This is a genomic window from Ferroplasma acidarmanus Fer1, from assembly GCF_000152265.2.
Taxonomy (GTDB): domain Archaea; phylum Thermoplasmatota; class Thermoplasmata; order Thermoplasmatales; family Thermoplasmataceae; genus Ferroplasma; species Ferroplasma acidiphilum.
On record NC_021592.1, the window covers coordinates 488,571 to 508,970 of the forward strand.

Below are 20,400 nucleotides of genomic sequence, written 5' to 3' on the forward strand. Positions count from 1 at the left end.
TGTATAACATTAGTTTTGTTTTAATTTGTATCCACAGTTAGGGCAGTATATCATATCTTCGGTAACAGGATATCCGCAATGCGGGCACCTGTGTGCTGTATCCGGGAGATTTTCATCATTATTTTCAGCCATATTTTCCCTTATATTCTGATATGGATTCTTCTTGTCATTGCCGAAAACAGCCATCCCTATATTCGCCCTGGGTGCCCCGGCCTTTGCCATATCTATTTCATGCTTTTTATTTTCCAGTGCTTCCCTTTCCTTCTTAGTAGATTCATCTTTTTTGCATATGGTAGCCAGCCTGGTAATCTGGTCAACCCACATTTTTGATTTTTTTATAGCAAAATCTACTCTTGCCAGTTTCCTGGAATCATCGTAGTATTCGATAGTCAGTACCTGCTTTGTGAACAGTACGAATGCAGGGGCAGCATAATTAGCATTCTCCACGTTGTATAAAAAAAGATTTAAATCCATGACTGCGGGAGATGCCCTGAACATAGATCTATGCCCATTTTTTTCAAATATAATCCTCTTATCTGTTAAGAAAAGTAACCCTTTGATATAAACATTATTTTCAATTTTTTTGGCCTTCGCATTCAGGAACTCATGTTCATCACTTTCGTAAATAGGCATTATATACATATCTTATATAAGATAATAAATTTTATCAATTAAATTAGAAGATTAGAGTGACTTCTTTGCTTCTCTAGGAAAATAACATCAACATAGTTCCGTATTTTTTGAAGCATTGTTAATCCGGTTATCAACTTTATATAATAATATCGGGGAATTTTAGCTTATATAGGAAACATTATTGCGAGATGGCTCATAATATTTATTTAAAGCGATATTTTTATATGGTATTCAGTGTTTCTATGCCTCCCGGTATAATTTAATCGCTGGCATAAAATAACATTTAAATATCCATGTGTTTTTATTTTAATATGGAACATAAAGATATCCATGCACCACATGGAAATAAACTAAACACAAAGGGATGGTCTCAGGAGGGAGCAATGAGATTGCTGATGAATAACCTTGACCCGATGGTGGCTAAGGACCCTGCAAATCTTATAGTATATGGCGGCAAGGGAAAAGCAGCAAGAAACTGGGAAGCATATGATAAAATTATAGAGTCGCTCAAATCACTTGAAAATGACGAAACACTTCTGGTGCAATCGGGCAAGCCCGTTGGAATTTTCAGGACAACAAAGGAGGCCCCAAGGGTTCTTATAGTAAATGCACAGATAGTTCCCCACTGGGCCACCGATGATGTATTCTGGGATCTAGAAGCAAGGGGGCTTACTATGTTCGGGCAGATGACTGCAGGTTCGTGGGTTTATATAGGGACACAGGGTGTGTTGCAGGGGACATACGAAACTCTCTATGCACTTGCAAAAAAAGTATACCACAGTGATAATCTCAAAGGAAAATGGTTTTTATCTGCAGGATTGGGAGAAATGGGAGGAGCCCAGCCACTGGCTGCAAAGATGAATGGATGCACAAGCATTATTGTCGAGGTGGACATGGAGAAAATTAATAGAAGATTAAGGGACAAATATCTTGATAAATACACAAAAACACTTGATGAAGCACTTAAACTCAAGGATGAGGCGATTAAATCCGGAGAACCTGTATCTATTGCTGTACTGGGGAATGCTGCAACTGTTTACCAGGAATTGCAGGACAAGGGAATAGTGCCGGATATAGTATCTGACCAGACAGCAGCACATGATTTAAACCTTGGATATGTCCCTGAAGGCTACACTATAGAAAATTTCCAGAAATTCAGGGAAGAACATCCTGAACAATTCAAGAAAAAGGTTTACGAAACTATAGTAAAACAGGTAAAATCCATGCTTTATTTCCAGTCAAAAGGTTCATCTGTATTTGACTATGGAAATGATATAAGGACAAGAGCTAAGGAGGGGGGATTAAGCAACGCCTTCGAAATTCAGGGATATGTCCCTGCATATATACGCGACCTGTTTGCTGTTGGATCCGGCCCATTCAGGTGGCTTGCCCTATCGGGGAATCCTGATGATATTAGAAAGATAGATGAAGCCATATTGAAGAATATAGATGATAAGCATCTGACGGACTGGATTAAGCTTGCAGGGGAATACGTTCACTTCCAGGGACTGCCAGCCAGAATCTGCTATGCATCCTATGGAGAAAGGGAAAAAATAGGCCTCATGATAAATGACATGGTAAGGAAAGGAGAACTTGAGGCACCAATAGCAATAGGCAGGGACCACCATGATACTGGATCTGTTGCATCCCCTTACAGGGAAACAGAAGCCATGAAAGACGGCAGCGATGCCATAGCAGACTGGCCCATACTTAACGCACTGTTGAATGCCGTTTCAGGTGCATCATGGGTATCTGTGCACCACGGTGGCGGGACAGGAATAGGAAATGCAATACATTCTGGATTTGTAATCATTGCTGATGGAACAGACGATGCAGCGGAACGCATAAAGCGTGTTTTAAACGCCGATCCGGGAATTGGTGTGATAAGGCATGCAGATGCCGGGTATGAATCATCAAGGGATATAATAAAGAAGGGACCTAAATTTAAAAGCCCATATTTCAGCAAATAATATTTTTTTATTTTTATTCCAGTTTTATATTTTTTGTTTCTGGGAGCAATAGCGTAAGAAGTATTGCAATAATCATGATTACAGCTAAAAATATGTAGGCATTAAAATAATTTTTTGAGGTAATAAGGAGAGACATGGCAATTACGCCTATAACGGCACCTATCTTTCCCATCATTGATGAAAATCCATATGATGTCCCCCTGAATCGGGTAATTGTTACCTCTGCTGGAATTATCCCTACAGTCGCACCTCCAAAAGCATTGAACAGTTCAAGAAAAGATACTATTGTTATTATTCCTGCCAGATAATAAAAGTGAGGCAGGATAAGGAATAATACAGCCATTAAAAGAAATCCTGTAATCTGGATTCCTTTTCTTCCAAACTTATCCACCTTGATCATTACAAATACCCCTGAAACTATTCCTATTACAAGGAAAAATGTGGTCAAAAGGGCATTATCAACATTGGTTACGAAATGCCCCAGTTTCAAGATTGTTGGAAGTGTAAGCGACAGCCCATAGGCAACAATATCATAAAGAAACCAGATAAGTGCTGCTAAAATTATATTCTTAGAATATTTTTTCGAAAACATCTCAAGAAAGCCTGTTTTCTCTTTTTTCTCTTCCCATAGTTTGGACTCTGGCAGGGAAAATCTCATAAATTCTACAATAATTGCAGGTATGACTGCGACACCGAGCATCAGGCGCCATCCGATATTTCCCAATGGAAACATAAAAACAGCAACTATTGCACTGCTGATAGACCCTACACTGAAGAATACAGTTGCAAAGGCAAGATAGAATCCCCTTTTATCCGATGGAGTTACCTCAGCTATATATGAATTGGCAACAGGATATTCTGCTCCGAGGACAACCCCAAGAAGTACTCTCGAGATAAAGAGCATATAAAAATTAACCGAAAATACTGAAATCATGTCAAATAGTATAAAGAACATAAGCGTTGAAAGGTATACCCTGCGCCTGCCTACCAGGTCACTCAGGTATCCAACAAGTATTGTCCCTATAATTGCACCTATTATTACGGATGCTATCAGTAGCCCATAATCAAGGGAATAATCACTGAGGTGTATATAATCCGGTATCAAAAGGACGGCGAATGCGATTACCGTTAACTGGTAGCCATCAAGAAGCATCCCAAATGCTGATAAAATTACTATTTTATTTGTACTTGCAGGTTTTTGCACTCTCCCTTAACTACAGGTAACTTATTAAATTAACTACGTGTCAATATATATAAGTATATAGATACATATAAATTTTAAAATTTATAGACATATTTGAAGCTTTAAATTTACCGTACCCGGGAAGAAATGTAAAATATTTTTATATATCCGGTTGACCTATAAATATCACGATAGGCACATTTATGGAAAATACATTTAAATAAAAATATATATAATATTAAAATAAGCCTTTTATGGAGAAGATAGGCGTTATAGGTGCCGGGATAACAGGGCTGTTCTCCGCACTTAACCTTGCACTTGATGGTTATGACGTGACACTTTTTGATAGGGAATATATTCTTTCCGGTACTTCAGGGAAATTTCATGGAATGCTACACAGCGGTTCCAGATATTCTGTGAATGATGCGGAATCTGCAAAGGAATGCATACATGAAAATGCGCTGCTTTCTAACACTGCCTCATCCTTTATTAAAAATACAGGAGGGTATTATCTTGCTTTGAATGATGCGGATGCAGAATACGGCGATAAGCTTCTACAGAAAAATAAAGAAAACGGCATACCAACAGAAGAACTGGGCATTGATGAAATGCTTGACCTGGAACCGAATATTAATAAAAATATTTTAAGGGCTTTTCGTGTTCCTGATAAAGTTATATCTGCACACCCCTTCGCAGCGGCTGTGGCAGTTGAAGCACAGTTAATGGGTGCTAAACTGAGATTTAAATCAGAAGTCCTGAAAGCTGAAGTTGATGGAAAAACTGTTGAATCTATAAAATACAGGTCACATAGTAGAATTGTGAATGAGAAATTTGATTATATAATAAACACGACCGGGCCATGGTCAGGACAACTTTTAAAATCCTTCGGCATCGGCGATTTTGAGGTCATGCCCACACTGGGTTACATGGCATCCTATGACTATTTATTTTCACATGGTATCTTAAACAGAATGAGGGAACCTTCAGATGGGGATATATTGCTCCCATATGGAAGTATGTCGGTTGCAGGCACTGTGGCTATTATATCTGATAATGTAGATAACAATGACATTGACCCGGAAGACCTTGATACCATGCTATCTGAAGTTTCAGAGATGGTTCCATCACTTTCCAGGCACAGGTATAAAAAACTATACAGTTCCATGCGCCCGCTGATCAGAGAAGGTTATTCAAGGGCTACAAGAGATTTCAGGATATACGAAAATATGAACAATTTATTCAGCATAATAGGCGGAAAATTCACAACTTCAAGGCTTATGGGGCAGGCCGTATCACAGAAACTTTCTAAAATTACAGGAACACATTCACAGGATACATCGAAAATCATCCTGAATGATGCCTTCGATAAATTCATAGAAAAGCATAAGCAGGATTTAAACACAACATTCATGAATTATATAAGTTCATATGGCACCAGCATGGATTACGGTTACTTAACCCAGCTTGAAAGTGCCTTTATTTTCAACGAAGCCATAAGGCTGGGTGATTAAATGGAATTCAGCGGCAAAATAACCATAAAAAATAATAAAGAGAACGTTACGGCATTTCTTTCTGACATTAATAATATAACACCGTGCCTTCCAGGAGTGTATGACTTCCAGAATAATGGTGGTGAAATACAATGCAAATTAAAGCTTGATATATCTGCTGCTAAGATTTCTGCCATGAGCAGTGTAACTGGCAAGATGTCATTTCTATATAAGGCTGGATTGGATTCAATAGACATAGATGGAAGCGGAAGAATAGCTGGTTCAAAGGTGAAGTTCAGCATAAGCATATCCTACGAAAGCAAGGGAGAAGAAACACTACTAGATTGGAAAAGCTCATTCGACTTCGGGCTTATAGTAAAGATGATGGGCAAAGACAGGGTCAATGAAATATCCAGAGAAAACATAGACAGAACTATGGGCTGCATAACATCAAAATTAAATATTAAATAGAAATTCTTTAAATTTATTAATAAATTTTATATTATAACTGTAAATATTGTATAATATTCATATAATATTACATTTTAATCGATAAATATTTAATAACACTAAAAAATTATTATCCTATGCTTACATTCATTTACGATTCAATATCCTGGGAGGAGAAGGAGTTGATAAAAGGGCTCCAGTCAGAAGGCGTAAAATTGAATCTGGTTAACGCAAAGGATAATGCACTAAATCTCACAGGAAAACTTGATTTTGGAGGCCCAGCTATTATAAGGTGCATGAGCTCCAGGAGGTCTCTTTATTACTCATATATACTTGAATCGCATGGGATTAAGACAATCAATTCCTTTAATACCTGCAACATTGCAGGAAATAAAGTATTTACCACCTCTTATCTATATAAAAATGGAATAAAAACTCCGGAAACTTCTGTATCATTTTCGCACGACAATGCCCTATCAACTGCAGATAATATTGGATATCCTGTAGTTTTTAAGCCAGCAAGTGGGAGCTGGGGCAGGATGATATCACTTTTAGAGAATGAGAATATTGCAGAAACAGTATTCTCAATGAATGATATGGTAAACGAAAATTCATACTATCTTCAAAAATATGTAAATAGGCCGCCAAGGGATGTAAGGGCAATAGTTGTGGGAGATAATATCTCTGCAACAATATACAGATACTCTGGAGAGGGCTGGAAAACAAACCTCGCCCTTGGCGGGAAGGTGGAAAAAGCAGTGCTGTCAGGATCCCAGCTTGACATGCTTATAAAGGTTGCACATCTTTTCGACCCGGGCATAATAGGGATTGATGCCATGGAAACCGATGAAGGGTTGATTGTGCATGAAATTAATTCAAGAGTTGAATTTAAAGGGGCTTCGAAGGTATATGGAAATAAAATAATAAATGATATTGTCCAGTATCTAAAAACACTTGATTAAGTTTAATAATAAAATAAAAATGTCAAAGTATGGAAGAAATATACCTTGACAAGAACGAAAATCCATTCAATGTACCGGAAAAGGTAAAAAAAGAATTCATAAACTATGCAAAGGATGCAGATTTTAACAGATACCCTGAAAAGGGGTTACCTTCCCTTATTAAAAAACTGGCAGGGCTCACCGGGTTTAGCAGTGAAAACATTATTGCAGCCAATGGCAGCGACGAATTGCTTGATATTTTAATCAGGCGTGCAGAAGGCGATATAGTTGTCAGTTCACCAACCTTTGAAATGTATTCATTCTATGCCAGAAATTATGGCCATAAGGCAATTGATGTCCCGCTCCGCAGCGATTTTTCCCTTGATGTTAATGGTATACTGGCGCAGAAGGATGCAAAACTTGTGGTAATATGTTCGCCAAATAATCCAACAGGGAATCTTATAGATAGAGAGAGCATAAAAAAAATTCTTGATTCCGGTGTAACAACCATACTTGACAATGCCTATTATGAATTTTCGGGTGAAGATTATACTGACCTTATTGCAAAATATAGCAATCTCATAATATTAAGGACATTTTCCAAGGCTTTTAGCCTTGCAGGAATGAGAATTGGATATGGCATAGCAGAGAGCAAATTTATATCTGAAATCAAAAAATTGCAGGCACCGTTTTATATGAATATACTTTCAGCTAAAATGGCAGAGATCATGATTGATAACTACAGCCTTATTGTAGAAAAAATAAAATATATTGTAGAGGAGAGGGAACGTGTTTACAATGAAATAAAGGATATAGCATACCCTAGCAGTGCAAACTTTCTTCTCCTTAAAAAAGATCTATATGGCTATATGGAAGAAAACGGGATACATATAAGAAAACTCCCGCTTGTAAAGGATAGGTCAAGATTAACCATAGGAACAAAGGATGAAAATAAAAGGGCAATTGAAGCAATTAAAAAATACGTAATGGAGAAATTTTAAGTTAAATTTTTCCCGGGGCATAATCCAGTACATTTTTATTTTTTATTCCGGACATCAAATAATGGTTAAAAGAATCAACAAGTGCCTCCTGCGGAACCATCCCTATGAACTCTGATCTTACCGGATAAACACCAAATCCCTTTGCCTCAGTTTTTACCGCTTCGAATATACGGTATACAGGATTTTTCCTGTAATTTACTATATTCATCGATATCTGTACAATATTTTTTTCCGGCATTTTGAAAGCCAGAGATTTAACGCAGGCAAAGCCACCATCCCTGGCCCTTATTGCAGAAGCTATTTTCCTCCCTATTTTTATGTCATCTGTATTGAGATAAATATTGTACGCAATAAGAAAATCTCTTGCGCCTATTATTGTTGCACCTGCCCTGCCTATTACTTCCGGACCGTAATCAGGAATGTAATTTCCGGTTCCTATAGCGCTTCTTAATTCCTCAATCTGGAATTTTTTGTTCCTTATATTTTCAAGATTTTTTCTTTCAGGTGTTTTTGCAGAATATGCATACATAAATACAGGTATTCCTAACTCCTTTCCTACTTTCTTTCCCAGCTCCTGTGAAAGTTCTATGCATTCCTCCATTGAAGTATCTTCCAGTGGAACCAGGGGCATTATATCTGTAGCTCCGAAACGTGGATGGAATCCTGTCTGTACATTCATATCTATATTTTCACCTGCGGTTTTGATCATATTAAATGCAAGGTCAATAACATTGTCTATGGGGCACACAACTGTAATAACACTTCTATTGTGGTCGTAGTCCATTTCAGAATCCAGTAATTTTGCATCAGGTACTGATTTTACATCTTTTTCAAGTAAATCAATTACTACTTTATTCCGCCCATCACTGAAATTGGGTATAAGTTCTACAAGCTTCATAGAATTAAATCCTGTAAATGGATATTAAATTATGCAAATTATTAACATTGCCAACAAAATCAGTATAAGTAAAATTTATTACTCTTCTACCAATTTTTGTAAATTTCCCACATTAAAAGCATTATTTATAAGGTATAAAATTTTATTATAAAGATTATAAATATAATCATTATCTAAATAATCATAGAAAGATTCTTTGATAGGTAATTAGAATTAAACAGCTTAATTAATGATACAAGAAAATATAATTCACCTGTAGTTTTATATTGAAATCGAAGGGTGAGGAAAACAGAACTTATCAAGGAGGCAATGAAACAGATAGGTGGCATATATTTATATGTTGATAATACAAAAAGTTCTAATTTATTGCTGTTGCAATTTTCTAGTATAATAAAAGAATATTTTGTAGTGTTCAGCAAATCTGGTTTTAACTGCAATATGAAAGATATTCCAAAGATAAATAATATTATTTTGTTCGATTTAAAAAAAATGCAGGAAATAATTGAAAATTAATAATATTAATTATTTTACCGGATCTGAATTTTTCCAGTATAACTTATAAATTAATATATATTTACATATATTCATTTTTAAACCAGTTGATAGTGTTATTTATTCCATCGTCATATGTTGTATGTCTGAATTCCGGGTATTCATTTAGAAATTTTCTGTCGTCCAGTATATATGGTTCACTGTATTCATAAATAAGCTCCATAATTTCATTTATATTTGAACTAAAATGTGCCAGCAATTTTAAATCTAGTTTAGAAATAACTTTTAATTTTATTTTTAACTCGAGTTTTGCGATTTAACTATTAATTGCACCTCCATAAATATTTCTTGTTGACCTGTATGGCTCTTCAATTGACTTCAGTATAGCATCCAGGAATGATCTCCCTTTATTCTCTATTGCTTTGAACAGATCTGTTAAAATGCTTATAGCCACTTGCTTATGCCTGGGTTCAGGTGTTCCTTTCCTGATTTTTAAATGGTTCCCCATGGAATTGATTGCAGAGATTTCGAGAAGCAGCTCACCCAGAAGGCTCATCTTCGCCGTACCAAGCAAAGTGGCATGTTTCCTCTGATAGAGATGCTTTAGCCCGTCCTGCTTTAATTCCTCATGGAATACTTCTATGTCCCATCTTCTCAGGTATTTCCCTATTATTGTTTTAACTTTCCAGTCTGTCCTGTTCGTAACAAAGAACTTTAAAGAGTTTATTCTCCTTGATACTATTACTTTTACAATACCTGCATTTTTCATTCTGGTGGTTATTGCCTTCATGAAATATGTTTTTCCATTTACTGTGTATGATTTCATAGATTTCAGATCAAGTGTATTTGCATAATCCCTCAGCCTGATCCATTTCCCATCAATGCATACTGTCCTGTTTGACTTTGCTTCACTTACGTAATCTTTTCCCATACTTTCAAGGAATTTTACCAGTTTTGATGAAAAGTACCAGGAATCAAATACAACTGTACTAAACCTCAATCCTGCACCCATAGCTTTTTTTATTGTATTTATCTGCAGGTCTATCTTCGAATCATCTGTTTTAAGTTCCATGGATAATGGGAATATCCCTTCATTGCCTGATATTACAGAGGTAGTGTATTGCATACCATATACAGTTTTTCCCTGTGAATGGTCGTAGATCCACTGTGCTCCATCTATATGCTTTCCATTCCTCTGGAGTATTGTGTCATCCAGGGAGAGAACAGGACCAGAACAATTCCTGTTGATTAAGGAACATGATATATTGAATATGCCATCAGCAGGTATATTCCTTAAAAACCTGTTAAGGTTTGACTGGTTTGTATGTTCTACAAATATTCCATTTAAATGTGCTGATGACCTTGTTGAAGATGCTATTCCAGAGACTATGTACCTGCAGAATTGCCTGAACTGCCTCCTGCCAAATAATGGCCTGAATTCTAAAAGGAGTCTATTCAATACATCAGGTGAATCTACAACAGGTATATCGATCATAATATTAAATAGTGAAAATATAGATAAAATTTACCAAAACGCAAAACTCGAGTTTTTAAATTTAGCCTGTTGTATATTTTATTAATGAATTCCCTCGCTGTTATTATATCGCCCGATACATGGTATACTTTTCCATATGAATTAATATTTCTAAGTAACAATAATGTTGCTTTCGCGGCATCGTCAATATAAGTAAAATTATGCGGGATATCAGGATTTACCGGCCATATTGCCTTTTTATTTTTCATTGCCTTTATAAACATCCCGCCGTATAAATCATTTGTTACATTCGGCCCATAAAAATCAGCAAATCTGGGAATCACAAGGCCTATTTTGTCCTTTTTATAATACTCAAATAAAAGTTTTTCTATATTATTCCTTAAAATACCTTTTTTGCCGTTTGCATTTAATGGATGCTCTTCATTTACAGGCAGATAATCAAATTTTCCATAGCCATAAACATTACCTGGAAAAACCACTGTTGAATTTGATGTTTCAGCACCCTTTAAAATATTCTCGGTTGAAATATAATAATTTTGCCAATTCTTATATGGAAAATTATTGGCTATGTATATTACTGATGCGCCTTTTAAATCCTTTATAATTTTATCCATGTTAAAAATATCTGATTTCACAATATCAACATCTTTCGGGAATAATTTTAATGCTTTTTCCTCATTTCTAACTATAGCACGCACATTTATTTTATTTTTTAAAAGTATTTTTGTTACAGCATAGCCATAGGCACCTGTTGCACCGATAACAACATGCAGGCCATTATCTATATCGTACTTATTATTCATAAAACTGAATGAATAGTTAGTATTAAAACTTATTGTTTAGAAATGATTTAATATTCTAACTTAATATATCATAATGCCTAAAGTTATTCAGGATTACAGGGAAATGGCAAAGGAAAAGATTATCGAATCTGCATCAAAGTTATTTTTTCAGATGGGATATAATAATGCAGGAATGGAAAACATAGCCAGAGACATGGGTATAACAAAAGGTACATTATATTTATATTTTAAAAATAAGGAAGAACTTTTAAATAAAACGTGTAAGGTAAATATGGATTTACTGGAAACAAATTTAAAAAAATCGGTTTCAGGGAATATGATTACAGGCATAGAAAAATTTTTTGCAGATGAAATGAAATTACCGGATTATAAAAAATTTTACTGGATATTTGCATTAAATGAAATAAATGTAAACAATAATATAAAAGAAATAATAGAAAATAGCTATAAGAGGTATGTAAAATATATATCGGATTTAATTGAAAATTTGAAACAGGATGGCACCATCTCAGAAAGCATTAATTCTACAGATCTCGCCAGAATATTAATAGCATTTCATAACGGTGTTCTCATAAGTATTATGCAGGGCCTTGATAATCCCACAGCAACATCTATTTTTAACTCTGGCATAAGAAGTTTATTTGGCAATCGCTCTTAATAATTATTTTATACTTATTAAGAATAGAATTAATTAATATTATATCGCCGTTTAATCAAACTGTTATCCGATAGGTAAGTGTTGATCTGGTGTAAATAATTGTAGCTTTCCAGCTATATCTTTCAACTATATATGACGGGGAAATCTGTGGCTAGTTACTAATAAATATATAGGTATAGAAAGAGAAAATACACCCGGTATCCCTATAGTTATTAAATTAATCATAAGCATAGAGTGCGAAATAATTTGAGGACGGTTGCCTGTGGAAGGAAGCAAAAGAGGTAAAATTAAAGAAAAAAACAAGAAAATAAAAAGTAGATAGACCCACATTGCAAGATTATGCCTCACAGAGTTATGGCTTAATTTATCTCTTAAATATTCTAGATAAAAAATAATATCTATACCTACAAATCCTATGATTGCGACAGGGAATATACCTGTATAAAAGTTATATTTAGCACTTATAATATTACCTATAGAGCCAAGGTATGCTAATCTGTAAAACATAATAATAAATAAAAAAGTAAGGACTACAATAGAAATTATTATGTAATTACTTATTTTTTTAACATTTTTTGTATTATTATTCATATTATATCACCATGGAGGAGATAGGGTTGGCCAAACGCTGCTATGTGGCAATAGACTTGGTACCTGTAGATCAGGGGGAGCCGTTGTTAAAAATGGAAAATAAGCCCATTGCCCTGAATATGTTAAATTTCCATTGAAATTGTATGCACGATTTGAATGTGCACCGAGTTCCCCATATATGCCTGTATCCCAGAAATCCCACCAGTTTCCTACTGAAACATCAAACTCAACATAGGGTATAGTAGTACCCTGACTTGAAATATGATCATTTGTAAATACAGCCCATGCTGCCACAACTACTGCTTCCAACGCAACTGCAACCGCTGCTACTTCCGGTGCAGCTATAAGGGCTGTATCCGTTGCTATTCCCGCATCAGTAGTTATAAGGCCAAGCATGATATAATAATTTCTCGCACCTATGGAACCATAAAAAGTATCCGAATCATAAAACACATATGCGTTTCCCCATCCATACGATTTATGATAAGTATGCGGATCGAAAGTGATCAATCTGGCATGGCTGCCGGTAATCATATACATTGAATTATTTGGTATCCATGTATTTTGATTGCTTTTATAAATAATAGATTTTATGTATACGCTATTTCCTGTTGTTTTAATATATTCATTGTAATTAGAACCTAAAATTTCAGTAATTTTATTCGTGTACTTATGTGCTATGCTAATGTTGCTTATTGAGAGCTGTGTGTATATTTTATTATTAACGGCTGCATAACTACCAGTAACCGGTTTCCCGCTTAATGACGGGCTTTTTGCTAAATTAACTGCCTTCCAATTTAAATCACCTTTTGCAAAATTGTTTTGTTCAAAATTATTGTATGTATTACCGTTCACAGCATAATTGCCAATGGCAAGTTGTGGCGATATTTTATTAACTGCTGCATTGCCATGAACTGTATGCATATTGTCTGCTGCAGGGACAAATGCAATCATTACAAATATTAGGGCTATTAATACACCTATTATTACCTTCTTTTTATTCATAATGATATTAATACATGAATATATATATATATTTCGGTAACAATATTAATATATAATATCTAGAATTGAGTTCCTTGTATAATGATTTTATCCATAACTCCATTATGGCAATGATCAGGGAATACTGTGAGTTCTTTGTGGGTCAATCCACCGTATATAGTATGTATATCCCTTTTCATATTCAAGTATAAAAATAATGTATATTGTGCAAATGCACCGATAATAAGCAAGGCTGTTGGAATATGGAAAGGGAGAGTGTGAACTGGTCTGGAGGTTATATGATATATGTTGGAATAGATATAGCTAAAAAGAAGTTTGATTATTGCATTATAAACAGTGAAATGAATTTAATAAAAAGGGGAATACTGATAAACAATAACTATGGCTTCAGTGAATTTCTAAAGATAATAAAGAATTATAGAAATATAAAAATAGGAATGGAATCAACAAGTATATACCATGTGAATTTATACAATTATTTAATAGAAAACAGTCGCAGTGCAATAATATTAAACTCTCTGGAGACAAAATTATTGAAGAGTTCAAGGATAAGGAAGAATAAGACAGATAAAATAGATGCAGAAGCAATAGCAAAATATATTATCATACGTAAAAACAATATAATTACCATGGATAAAAATACTGAGAATACTTACACAAATCTTAAGGAATACGTATACACATACATAAGAATAAACAGGAAAATAACAATGGCAAAGAACCAGTTAATAGTAGATATGGATCTATTATACCCCGGATTAACCGCGGTGGCCAATGTTAATTCCAAATATTTCATGGAAATAATAAGCAACATAGATCAAATCATTGAAAATAATTATAAAATAAAATATATCAGTGACAGTAAACACAGTGAAATAAGAAATATCTTAATAAACAGCAATACTAATAATGCAGTCAAATACGACATAGATATAAACATTGAAACACTGGAATTATTGAACAAGCAGTTAATGAAAACAAAAAATATCATAGAAGATGAGTATAATAGTATGGATTCCAAAATAAAGACAATTCCAGGAATAGGGACTATAACAGGTTCTATAATATTGTCATCTATAGGAGACATAAACAGGTTTGATTCTATTATAAAGCTAAGGGCCTATTCAGGTATGGATCCAGTGGTTAAACAATCTGGGGATTATAATATTACATCAAAAATATCAAAAAGGGGAAACCCGTTAATAAGGTATGCACTGTATTTATCAACTGTATCTGCTATTAGATTTAATCCAGTAATTAAAAGATATTACACAAGGAAGAAGAATGATGGCATGAAAGGAAATAAGCTATTAATTGCGTGTTCCAACAAATTACTGAATATCATATACTCCGTATTGAAGAATAATAAGGATTTTGAAGATCCTCTGAATAATATAAATTAAAAAATAATTAAAGAAAATACGTATTTTTGAATATCAATAGCGTAAGCTATAGAAGTTATGAATATTTATATGTAAAAAGTAAAATTAATATAGTATACTATATAAACATTATAATATAGAAAAAAGAGTTAAAGAAAAGGTGAAGTTAAACAATAAAAAAATAAAATACATAATCAAACAGAAAGAAAAAGGAGAATCATCTAAGAAATTAGCAATTATTTATGGAGTAACTGTAAGGTACATAAATAAGATCTATTTCAATTATTTAGAATATGGAAAAGAAGAATTATATAAAACAGGAAGAAAGAAAAAGAATATAGACAGCAATACAGAGGAATTAATAATTAACATAAGGGATAATTATCCTTTATCAGGGCCATTGCCGATAGAGAAATACCTTAAGGATAAGGGTATACAAATATCGCATAATATTATATACAGAATACTGTTAAAATACAATATGGTAAATGAGGATATTAATAAGAAGAACCAGAGAAAATACCTGAAGTATGAGAGGGAACATTCTAATTCACTATGGCATATGGACTGGACCAAGTACAGTGATAGTGAGAAATTGATAATAATAGAGGATGATGCTTCAAGGTTCATAGTAGGAATGGGAATATACAGTGAGGAAACTATTGATAATACAATAGAAACCTTGGAAATAGCTATAGATTTATATGGAAAGCCAGAAGAGATATTGACAGACCATGGAACACAGTTCTTTTCAAATGGTAAGAATGGAATACCCGGTGATAAGAACAAGTTCCAGGAATATTTAGATAACAATAATATAAAACATATAGTTGGAAGAATAGATCATCCACAGACTAATGGGAAACTGGAAAGATTAAACTACACAATTAAAAGGCTAAGGCCTTATTTCAGTACCTGGGATGAAGTTGTATATTACTACAATTATAAGAGAAGGCATATGTCATTATCCATAGATGACAGGCCTGTTGTAACACCAGCTATGGCATATGAAGAAAAGGGAGGTAAGTTAAATGTTAAAGAACAATAAATATATAAGGGAACTAATTTCGGGATATCACAGTAACAATATTAATAAATAATTTACTATTTAATAATTTACCGGTCAATTTTTATAATTTTATTCAAAAAGAAAGGTATATTGAGCGATAGTCATAGAAAATTTTATGGTCTGCTATTATGTGCTAAATTAATCTGTTACCTAAATTTGTCTTCTAAAAAAACAAATTATGTATGAAATTGTTTTATTAGAAAACAATTTTATATTATTGTTGTATTGCATACATATGGAAGGCAGCAAATTAGCTTTCAGAAAAGTGATATCAGAATGGTTACTTGCGAGTGTACCTGAAGCACATAAAAGAAATATTAATGTGTCAATGGATTCAAATAAAATTATCACAATTATAGGCCCGAGAAGATCAGGAAAAACCTATTTTTTGTATTATTTAATCAATGAATTATTGAAAACAGAACCTAAAAACAATATATTATACATAAATTTTGAGGACGAAAGATTGATGAATGTAACAATTTCAGACATGGATAATATAATTCCTTTGTTCATTGAACTTGCAAACCCCTCAAAAGATAAAAAAATATACCTGTTCTTTGATGAGATACAGAATATAAAATTCTGGGAAAAATATATAAGAAGAGTTTATGACACATCAAAATACAAAATTTTTATCTCGGGGTCATCTTCTAAATTATTAAGCAGGGAAATTTCCACTTCATTAAGAGGGAGAAATATTGAGTATACTATAATGCCACTGAGTTTTCAGGAATATTTAGAATTTAATAGAATGGAATATTCAAATTTAGCAGGATACACCGATCAGCGAGGATATATACTGTCAGAACTCAATAATTATTTTAAATATGGAGGTTATCCCGAGGTTGCCCTTGAGAAAAATGATAATAATAAATTAATGATATTGAAATCATATTACAATACAATATTTTCCATGGATATGGCTGAACATTTTAATATCTCTGAGGTGAATGTTCTTGATGCATTTATGAAGTATTCAGTATCTATATATTCTAAATATTTCAGCATATCAAAGATTTACAATACATTTAAGTCTGTAGGTTATAAAATCAGCAAAAATAAATTACTGGAATTTTTATATGATTCCCGGGAAATATTTTTTCTGTTTAGCCTGAATATATACACCAGATCTGAAAACAAAAAAATGTCATATAACAAGAAGATATATTCAGTTGACCCTGGTATTATATACGCACTGAAAAATGAAATGTCCATAACAAGATTGATGAAAAATATAGTTTTTCTGGAACTTAATCATAGATGTATTGAAAACAATCTGGATGTTTCGTACTGGAAGGAATATGGAAAAGCAAATGGAAAAGAGGTTGATTTTGTAGTATCAGATTCCTTAAAAATTGTAGAATTAATACAGGTTACATACGCTTCAGACGCAAGTGAAATTGACAAAAGAGAAATATCTGCATTATTATCAGCTGCAAAATACTTTGAAGCGCATAAATTATCAATTATCACATGGGATTTTAAAGGCGTTATAATAGAAAACAATGAAAAAATAATATTCGTTCCTTTATGGGAATGGCTGCTTAATTTGAATTAACAATAAAATTTTTAGAATTAAAAATATTGCAAAGATAGTTAGCCAAGGTTTTAGCGGCAAAATCCAGATTTTTCCCTGATAAGGCTGAGAAACTCTTCTGTATCCATCATGCTGGTAATTGCTCCTATATCACCTGTGGAGGGACGGTCAGAATCAAGAGGTCTGACTATTTCCCTGATTTTCTTATATATTGAGAGAGTTGCCGGGGAAGGCTCATGCTTTCTGAATTCCAGTGATTGGGCTCCAAGAAGGTATTCTATTGCTATTATAGACTTCACATTTTTGTTAATTTCAATAAGTTTCAATGCTGCATTGGTTCCCATGCTTACATGGTCTTCCTGGTTGGCTGAGGTAGGAATTGTATCAGCGGAATTCGGGTGTACAAGCGTTTTGTTTACATTGCACAGGGCTGCTGCTGTGTACTGCGGGATCATATAGCCGGAATTCAGTCCATAATCCTTTACAAGAAATGGAGGCAGCCCGCTCAAATTTGTATCCACAATCCTTGCCAGGCGCCTTTCTACCATATTACCAAAATCCGTCATGGCGATTGCTACAAAATCGGAAACCATAGCTACAGGCTCCCCGTGGAAATTTCCCGTGGAAATGTATTCATTCCCCAGCAATAATGGGTTATCTGTTGCGGAATTTATTTCTGTTGTTAAAACCTTTCTGGCGTACTGGAGTGTATCCCACACGGCACCGTAAACCTGGGGAGTACACCTCAGAGAGTATGCATCCTGTACCTTGCTTTTATTTGCATTTTCTATAATCATGCTGCCATTGAATAGTTTCCTGAAGGCTTTTCCTATCATTTGCTGGCCTTCATGTGGACGGGATGCCAGTGCCCATTCTGTGAAAGCCTTATCAGTTCCGGATAAACCTTCAAATGCCAGTGCAAATGATCCAAGGGCTTCAGAAACAAGTTTCTCTGATCTTTTTATTTCCAGAGCCAGTATGCCGCATATCACAGATGTGCCATTTATCAGTGCAACGCCTTCTTTTTCACCATAACTGTATGGTTCTTTTCCAAGTGATTTGAATACCGTACCTGCATTCTGGATTTTTCCTTTGTAGAATACGTCACCTTCACCCATAAGTGCAAGGCCAATATGGGCCAGTGGTGCGAGGTCCCCACTTGCCCCCACAGAACCGTACCTGGGAACAGCGGGAATTATATTATTGTTCAACATGAATAGCAGAAAATCAATCATATTCTCCGATACACCGGAATAACCCTTCACCAGTGTGTTTGCCCTTACCAGCATAATAGCCCTTACAGTTTCAATATCCAGTGGTTCCCCTATCCCTGAAGAATGGCTACGTATAAGGTTTGTCTGAAGCTGTACTATATTTTTCCTGTCCACATTTACATTAAGGAGTGATCCGAATCCGGTATTAACACCATATACAGGCTTGCCGGAATCCAGTATTTTCATCAATGATTTTTTTGAATACTGTATCTGCTTTATTGCAGACTCAGCTATGCCTACTTTTTCGCTGCCACTTGCAACAGCATTGACATCCTCTATACTCAAATTGTTACCGTCAATGTAAATCATAATGTTTACAATGCTAAATTATATATTAAACTACGCCAGATGACGTAATAGTTAATTTATTCACTGTGGACAAGTTTCCCTTCCCCGAAAACCATTGCAGGATATGCGTCCAGTTCAAATGGGTCTTTATTCCAGATGCTAAACGATGCGAGTTTTCCGGGCTCAACTGTCCCAAGATTATCGAGCCCGAGTATTTGAGCAGGCCTTGATGAAACATATGATATGCACTGTTCCTTTGATGCACCGAATCTCATGAAATGCCTTGTTGTAAGGAAAAGGTTCCGCTGCAATATTACAGGATGATCCGAAATAAGGGCAAAACGTACACCTGACTTCTTCACCAGTTCGGCGTTTCTCCACGTTTCGTGCTTCAGTTCTACCTTATATGGATGTGAATCCAGAGGACCATATACCAGGGAAAGGTCTCTTTTCTTGATTTCCTCGAATATTTTCTCACTGTGGAAATCCATTCCATGGTTGATTATGGGCTTTATTCCAAACTGGTCAACAAGTGACATCAGGAATAATGCATCATCTTCCTTATGGAGATGGCACATTATTTTATATTCCCCATTGATTAATTTTATGAAAAATTCTGTTTTCGGGTCTATTTCATCTATAGTTTTCTTTCCATTGTTCATAAGGTTCGCAGCTTTCTGCGCTGACAGAAAGTTTTCCCTTATTATGGCTGCAACGCCCATTCTTGTAGTTGGCCTTGTGCCTTTCCATTCTGTGGTGCTTCTGGGATTGTATCCAAGTGCCATCTTAACGCCTATATCCCTGACAAAAGCATCCTTTGTATTCTTTTCAAAATTCCTTATCAGAGAACCCATGCCACCCAGTATATTTCCGCTACCTGGCAAAACAACGGAATATAACACATTGCTTTCAACGGATTCTGTGAATGCGTGGTCATCCATATAAACTCCATCAATGGCCCGGGCAAGCGGCAGCATAGAATCCAGCTTATCATTTGCTTCACTCTCATATGGAGGCTCCCCTGCCCTATCAAGCCCTATATGGCTGTGAGGGTCAATGAATGCAGGTGTTATAACACCTTCACCAATAATTTCTCCGTAAGGCTTTGTTTCAGTAACCTCTGTAATTGTATCGCCTTCAAAACAAACATACACATTCTTCCGTTTTTTATTTCCATCATAAAGCACATTTGCCTTAACTGCCTTCATAGTAGAATATATGCAAATGCAATTTAAAT

At 34.7% G+C, this 20,400-nt stretch carries 18 protein-coding genes; 9 read left to right on the forward strand and 9 right to left on the reverse strand.

The window, feature by feature from the left end; all coding sequences use genetic code 11:
* Positions 1 to 9 precede the first annotated feature (9 nt).
* Complete coding sequence (locus FACI_RS02285; RefSeq protein ID WP_187288960.1) at positions 10 to 633, reverse strand: zinc ribbon domain-containing protein; 624 nt, start codon at positions 631 to 633, stop codon at positions 10 to 12.
* A 311-nt stretch (positions 634 to 944) separates the two neighbouring features.
* On the opposite strand from FACI_RS02285, the gene hutU reads away from it, so the two are divergent.
* Positions 945 to 2,603 carry a urocanate hydratase gene (gene hutU / locus FACI_RS02290; protein ID WP_009886490.1) on the forward strand — a complete coding sequence of 553 codons (1,659 nt, stop codon included), beginning with the start codon at positions 945 to 947 and terminating at the stop codon, positions 2,601 to 2,603.
* Positions 2,604 to 2,616: 13 nt separating this feature from the next.
* On the opposite strand, the gene FACI_RS02295 is transcribed toward hutU, so the two are convergent.
* Complete coding sequence (locus FACI_RS02295; protein ID WP_009886491.1) at positions 2,617 to 3,807, reverse strand: MFS transporter; 1,191 nt, start codon at positions 3,805 to 3,807, stop codon at positions 2,617 to 2,619.
* Positions 3,808 to 4,040: 233 nt separating this feature from the next.
* On the opposite strand from FACI_RS02295, the gene FACI_RS02300 reads away from it, so the two are divergent.
* From FACI_RS02300 to hisC, 4 genes are all read left to right on the forward strand, one after another.
* Positions 4,041 to 5,297: an FAD-dependent oxidoreductase gene (locus FACI_RS02300; protein ID WP_009886492.1), complete on the forward strand. Its 1,257-nt coding sequence runs from the start codon at positions 4,041 to 4,043 to the stop codon at positions 5,295 to 5,297.
* Positions 5,298 to 5,747 carry a CoxG family protein gene (locus FACI_RS02305; RefSeq protein ID WP_009886493.1) on the forward strand — a complete coding sequence of 150 codons (450 nt, stop codon included), beginning with the start codon at positions 5,298 to 5,300 and terminating at the stop codon, positions 5,745 to 5,747.
* Positions 5,748 to 5,863: 116 nt separating this feature from the next.
* Positions 5,864 to 6,688, forward strand: a complete 825-nt coding sequence (locus tag FACI_RS02310) for a RimK family alpha-L-glutamate ligase (protein ID WP_009886494.1) — start codon at positions 5,864 to 5,866, stop codon at positions 6,686 to 6,688.
* A 29-nt stretch (positions 6,689 to 6,717) separates the two neighbouring features.
* Positions 6,718 to 7,668, forward strand: a complete 951-nt coding sequence (gene hisC, locus FACI_RS02315; RefSeq protein ID WP_009886495.1) for a histidinol-phosphate transaminase — start codon at positions 6,718 to 6,720, stop codon at positions 7,666 to 7,668.
* 1 nt (position 7,669) lies between these two features.
* Here the strand turns inward: hisC and ftcD are convergent, their stop codons facing one another.
* The 4 genes from ftcD to FACI_RS02335 all read right to left on the reverse strand — a co-directional run bounded on the left by ftcD (position 7,670) and on the right by FACI_RS02335 (position 11,356).
* Positions 7,670 to 8,566 carry a glutamate formimidoyltransferase gene (gene ftcD / locus FACI_RS02320; protein ID WP_009886496.1) on the reverse strand — a complete coding sequence of 299 codons (897 nt, stop codon included), beginning with the start codon at positions 8,564 to 8,566 and terminating at the stop codon, positions 7,670 to 7,672.
* A gap of 574 nt (positions 8,567 to 9,140) precedes the next feature.
* Positions 9,141 to 9,281, reverse strand: coding sequence for a hypothetical protein (locus FACI_RS10210; RefSeq protein WP_187288961.1), 141 nt, complete (start codon positions 9,279 to 9,281; stop codon positions 9,141 to 9,143).
* Between the two features lie 93 nt (positions 9,282 to 9,374).
* A complete protein-coding gene (locus FACI_RS02330; RefSeq protein ID WP_009886499.1) occupies positions 9,375 to 10,553 on the reverse strand; it encodes a transposase in 1,179 nt (392 codons plus the stop codon).
* Positions 10,550 to 11,356 carry an NmrA family NAD(P)-binding protein gene (locus FACI_RS02335; RefSeq protein WP_009886500.1) on the reverse strand — a complete coding sequence of 269 codons (807 nt, stop codon included), beginning with the start codon at positions 11,354 to 11,356 and terminating at the stop codon, positions 10,550 to 10,552. Before FACI_RS02335 ends, FACI_RS02330 begins: the two co-directional genes overlap by 4 nt.
* A 73-nt stretch (positions 11,357 to 11,429) precedes the next feature.
* On the opposite strand from FACI_RS02335, the gene FACI_RS02340 reads away from it, so the two are divergent.
* Positions 11,430 to 12,014: a TetR/AcrR family transcriptional regulator gene (locus FACI_RS02340; RefSeq protein ID WP_009886501.1), complete on the forward strand. Its 585-nt coding sequence runs from the start codon at positions 11,430 to 11,432 to the stop codon at positions 12,012 to 12,014.
* Positions 12,015 to 12,611: 597 nt separating this feature from the next.
* On the opposite strand, the gene FACI_RS02350 is transcribed toward FACI_RS02340, so the two are convergent.
* A complete protein-coding gene (locus FACI_RS02350) occupies positions 12,612 to 13,610 on the reverse strand; it encodes a hypothetical protein (RefSeq protein WP_009886503.1) in 999 nt (332 codons plus the stop codon).
* Positions 13,611 to 13,852: 242 nt separating this feature from the next.
* Between FACI_RS02350 and FACI_RS02355 the strand changes: the two genes are divergently transcribed.
* The 3 genes from FACI_RS02355 to FACI_RS02365 all read left to right on the forward strand — a co-directional run bounded on the left by FACI_RS02355 (position 13,853) and on the right by FACI_RS02365 (position 17,622).
* Complete coding sequence (locus FACI_RS02355; protein ID WP_009886504.1) at positions 13,853 to 15,013, forward strand: IS110 family RNA-guided transposase; 1,161 nt, start codon at positions 13,853 to 13,855, stop codon at positions 15,011 to 15,013.
* Positions 15,014 to 15,152: 139 nt separating this feature from the next.
* Positions 15,153 to 16,040, forward strand: a complete 888-nt coding sequence (locus FACI_RS02360) for an IS481 family transposase (protein ID WP_009886505.1) — start codon at positions 15,153 to 15,155, stop codon at positions 16,038 to 16,040.
* A 256-nt stretch (positions 16,041 to 16,296) separates the two neighbouring features.
* Positions 16,297 to 17,622, forward strand: coding sequence for an ATP-binding protein (locus FACI_RS02365; protein ID WP_009886506.1), 1,326 nt, complete (start codon positions 16,297 to 16,299; stop codon positions 17,620 to 17,622).
* A gap of 50 nt (positions 17,623 to 17,672) precedes the next feature.
* On the opposite strand, the gene hutH is transcribed toward FACI_RS02365, so the two are convergent.
* Positions 17,673 to 19,184, reverse strand: coding sequence for a histidine ammonia-lyase (hutH, locus tag FACI_RS02370; protein WP_009886507.1), 1,512 nt, complete (start codon positions 19,182 to 19,184; stop codon positions 17,673 to 17,675).
* A gap of 56 nt (positions 19,185 to 19,240) precedes the next feature.
* Positions 19,241 to 20,371 carry an amidohydrolase gene (locus FACI_RS02375; protein WP_009886508.1) on the reverse strand — a complete coding sequence of 377 codons (1,131 nt, stop codon included), beginning with the start codon at positions 20,369 to 20,371 and terminating at the stop codon, positions 19,241 to 19,243.
* Between the last annotated feature and the right edge of the window lie 29 nt (positions 20,372 to 20,400).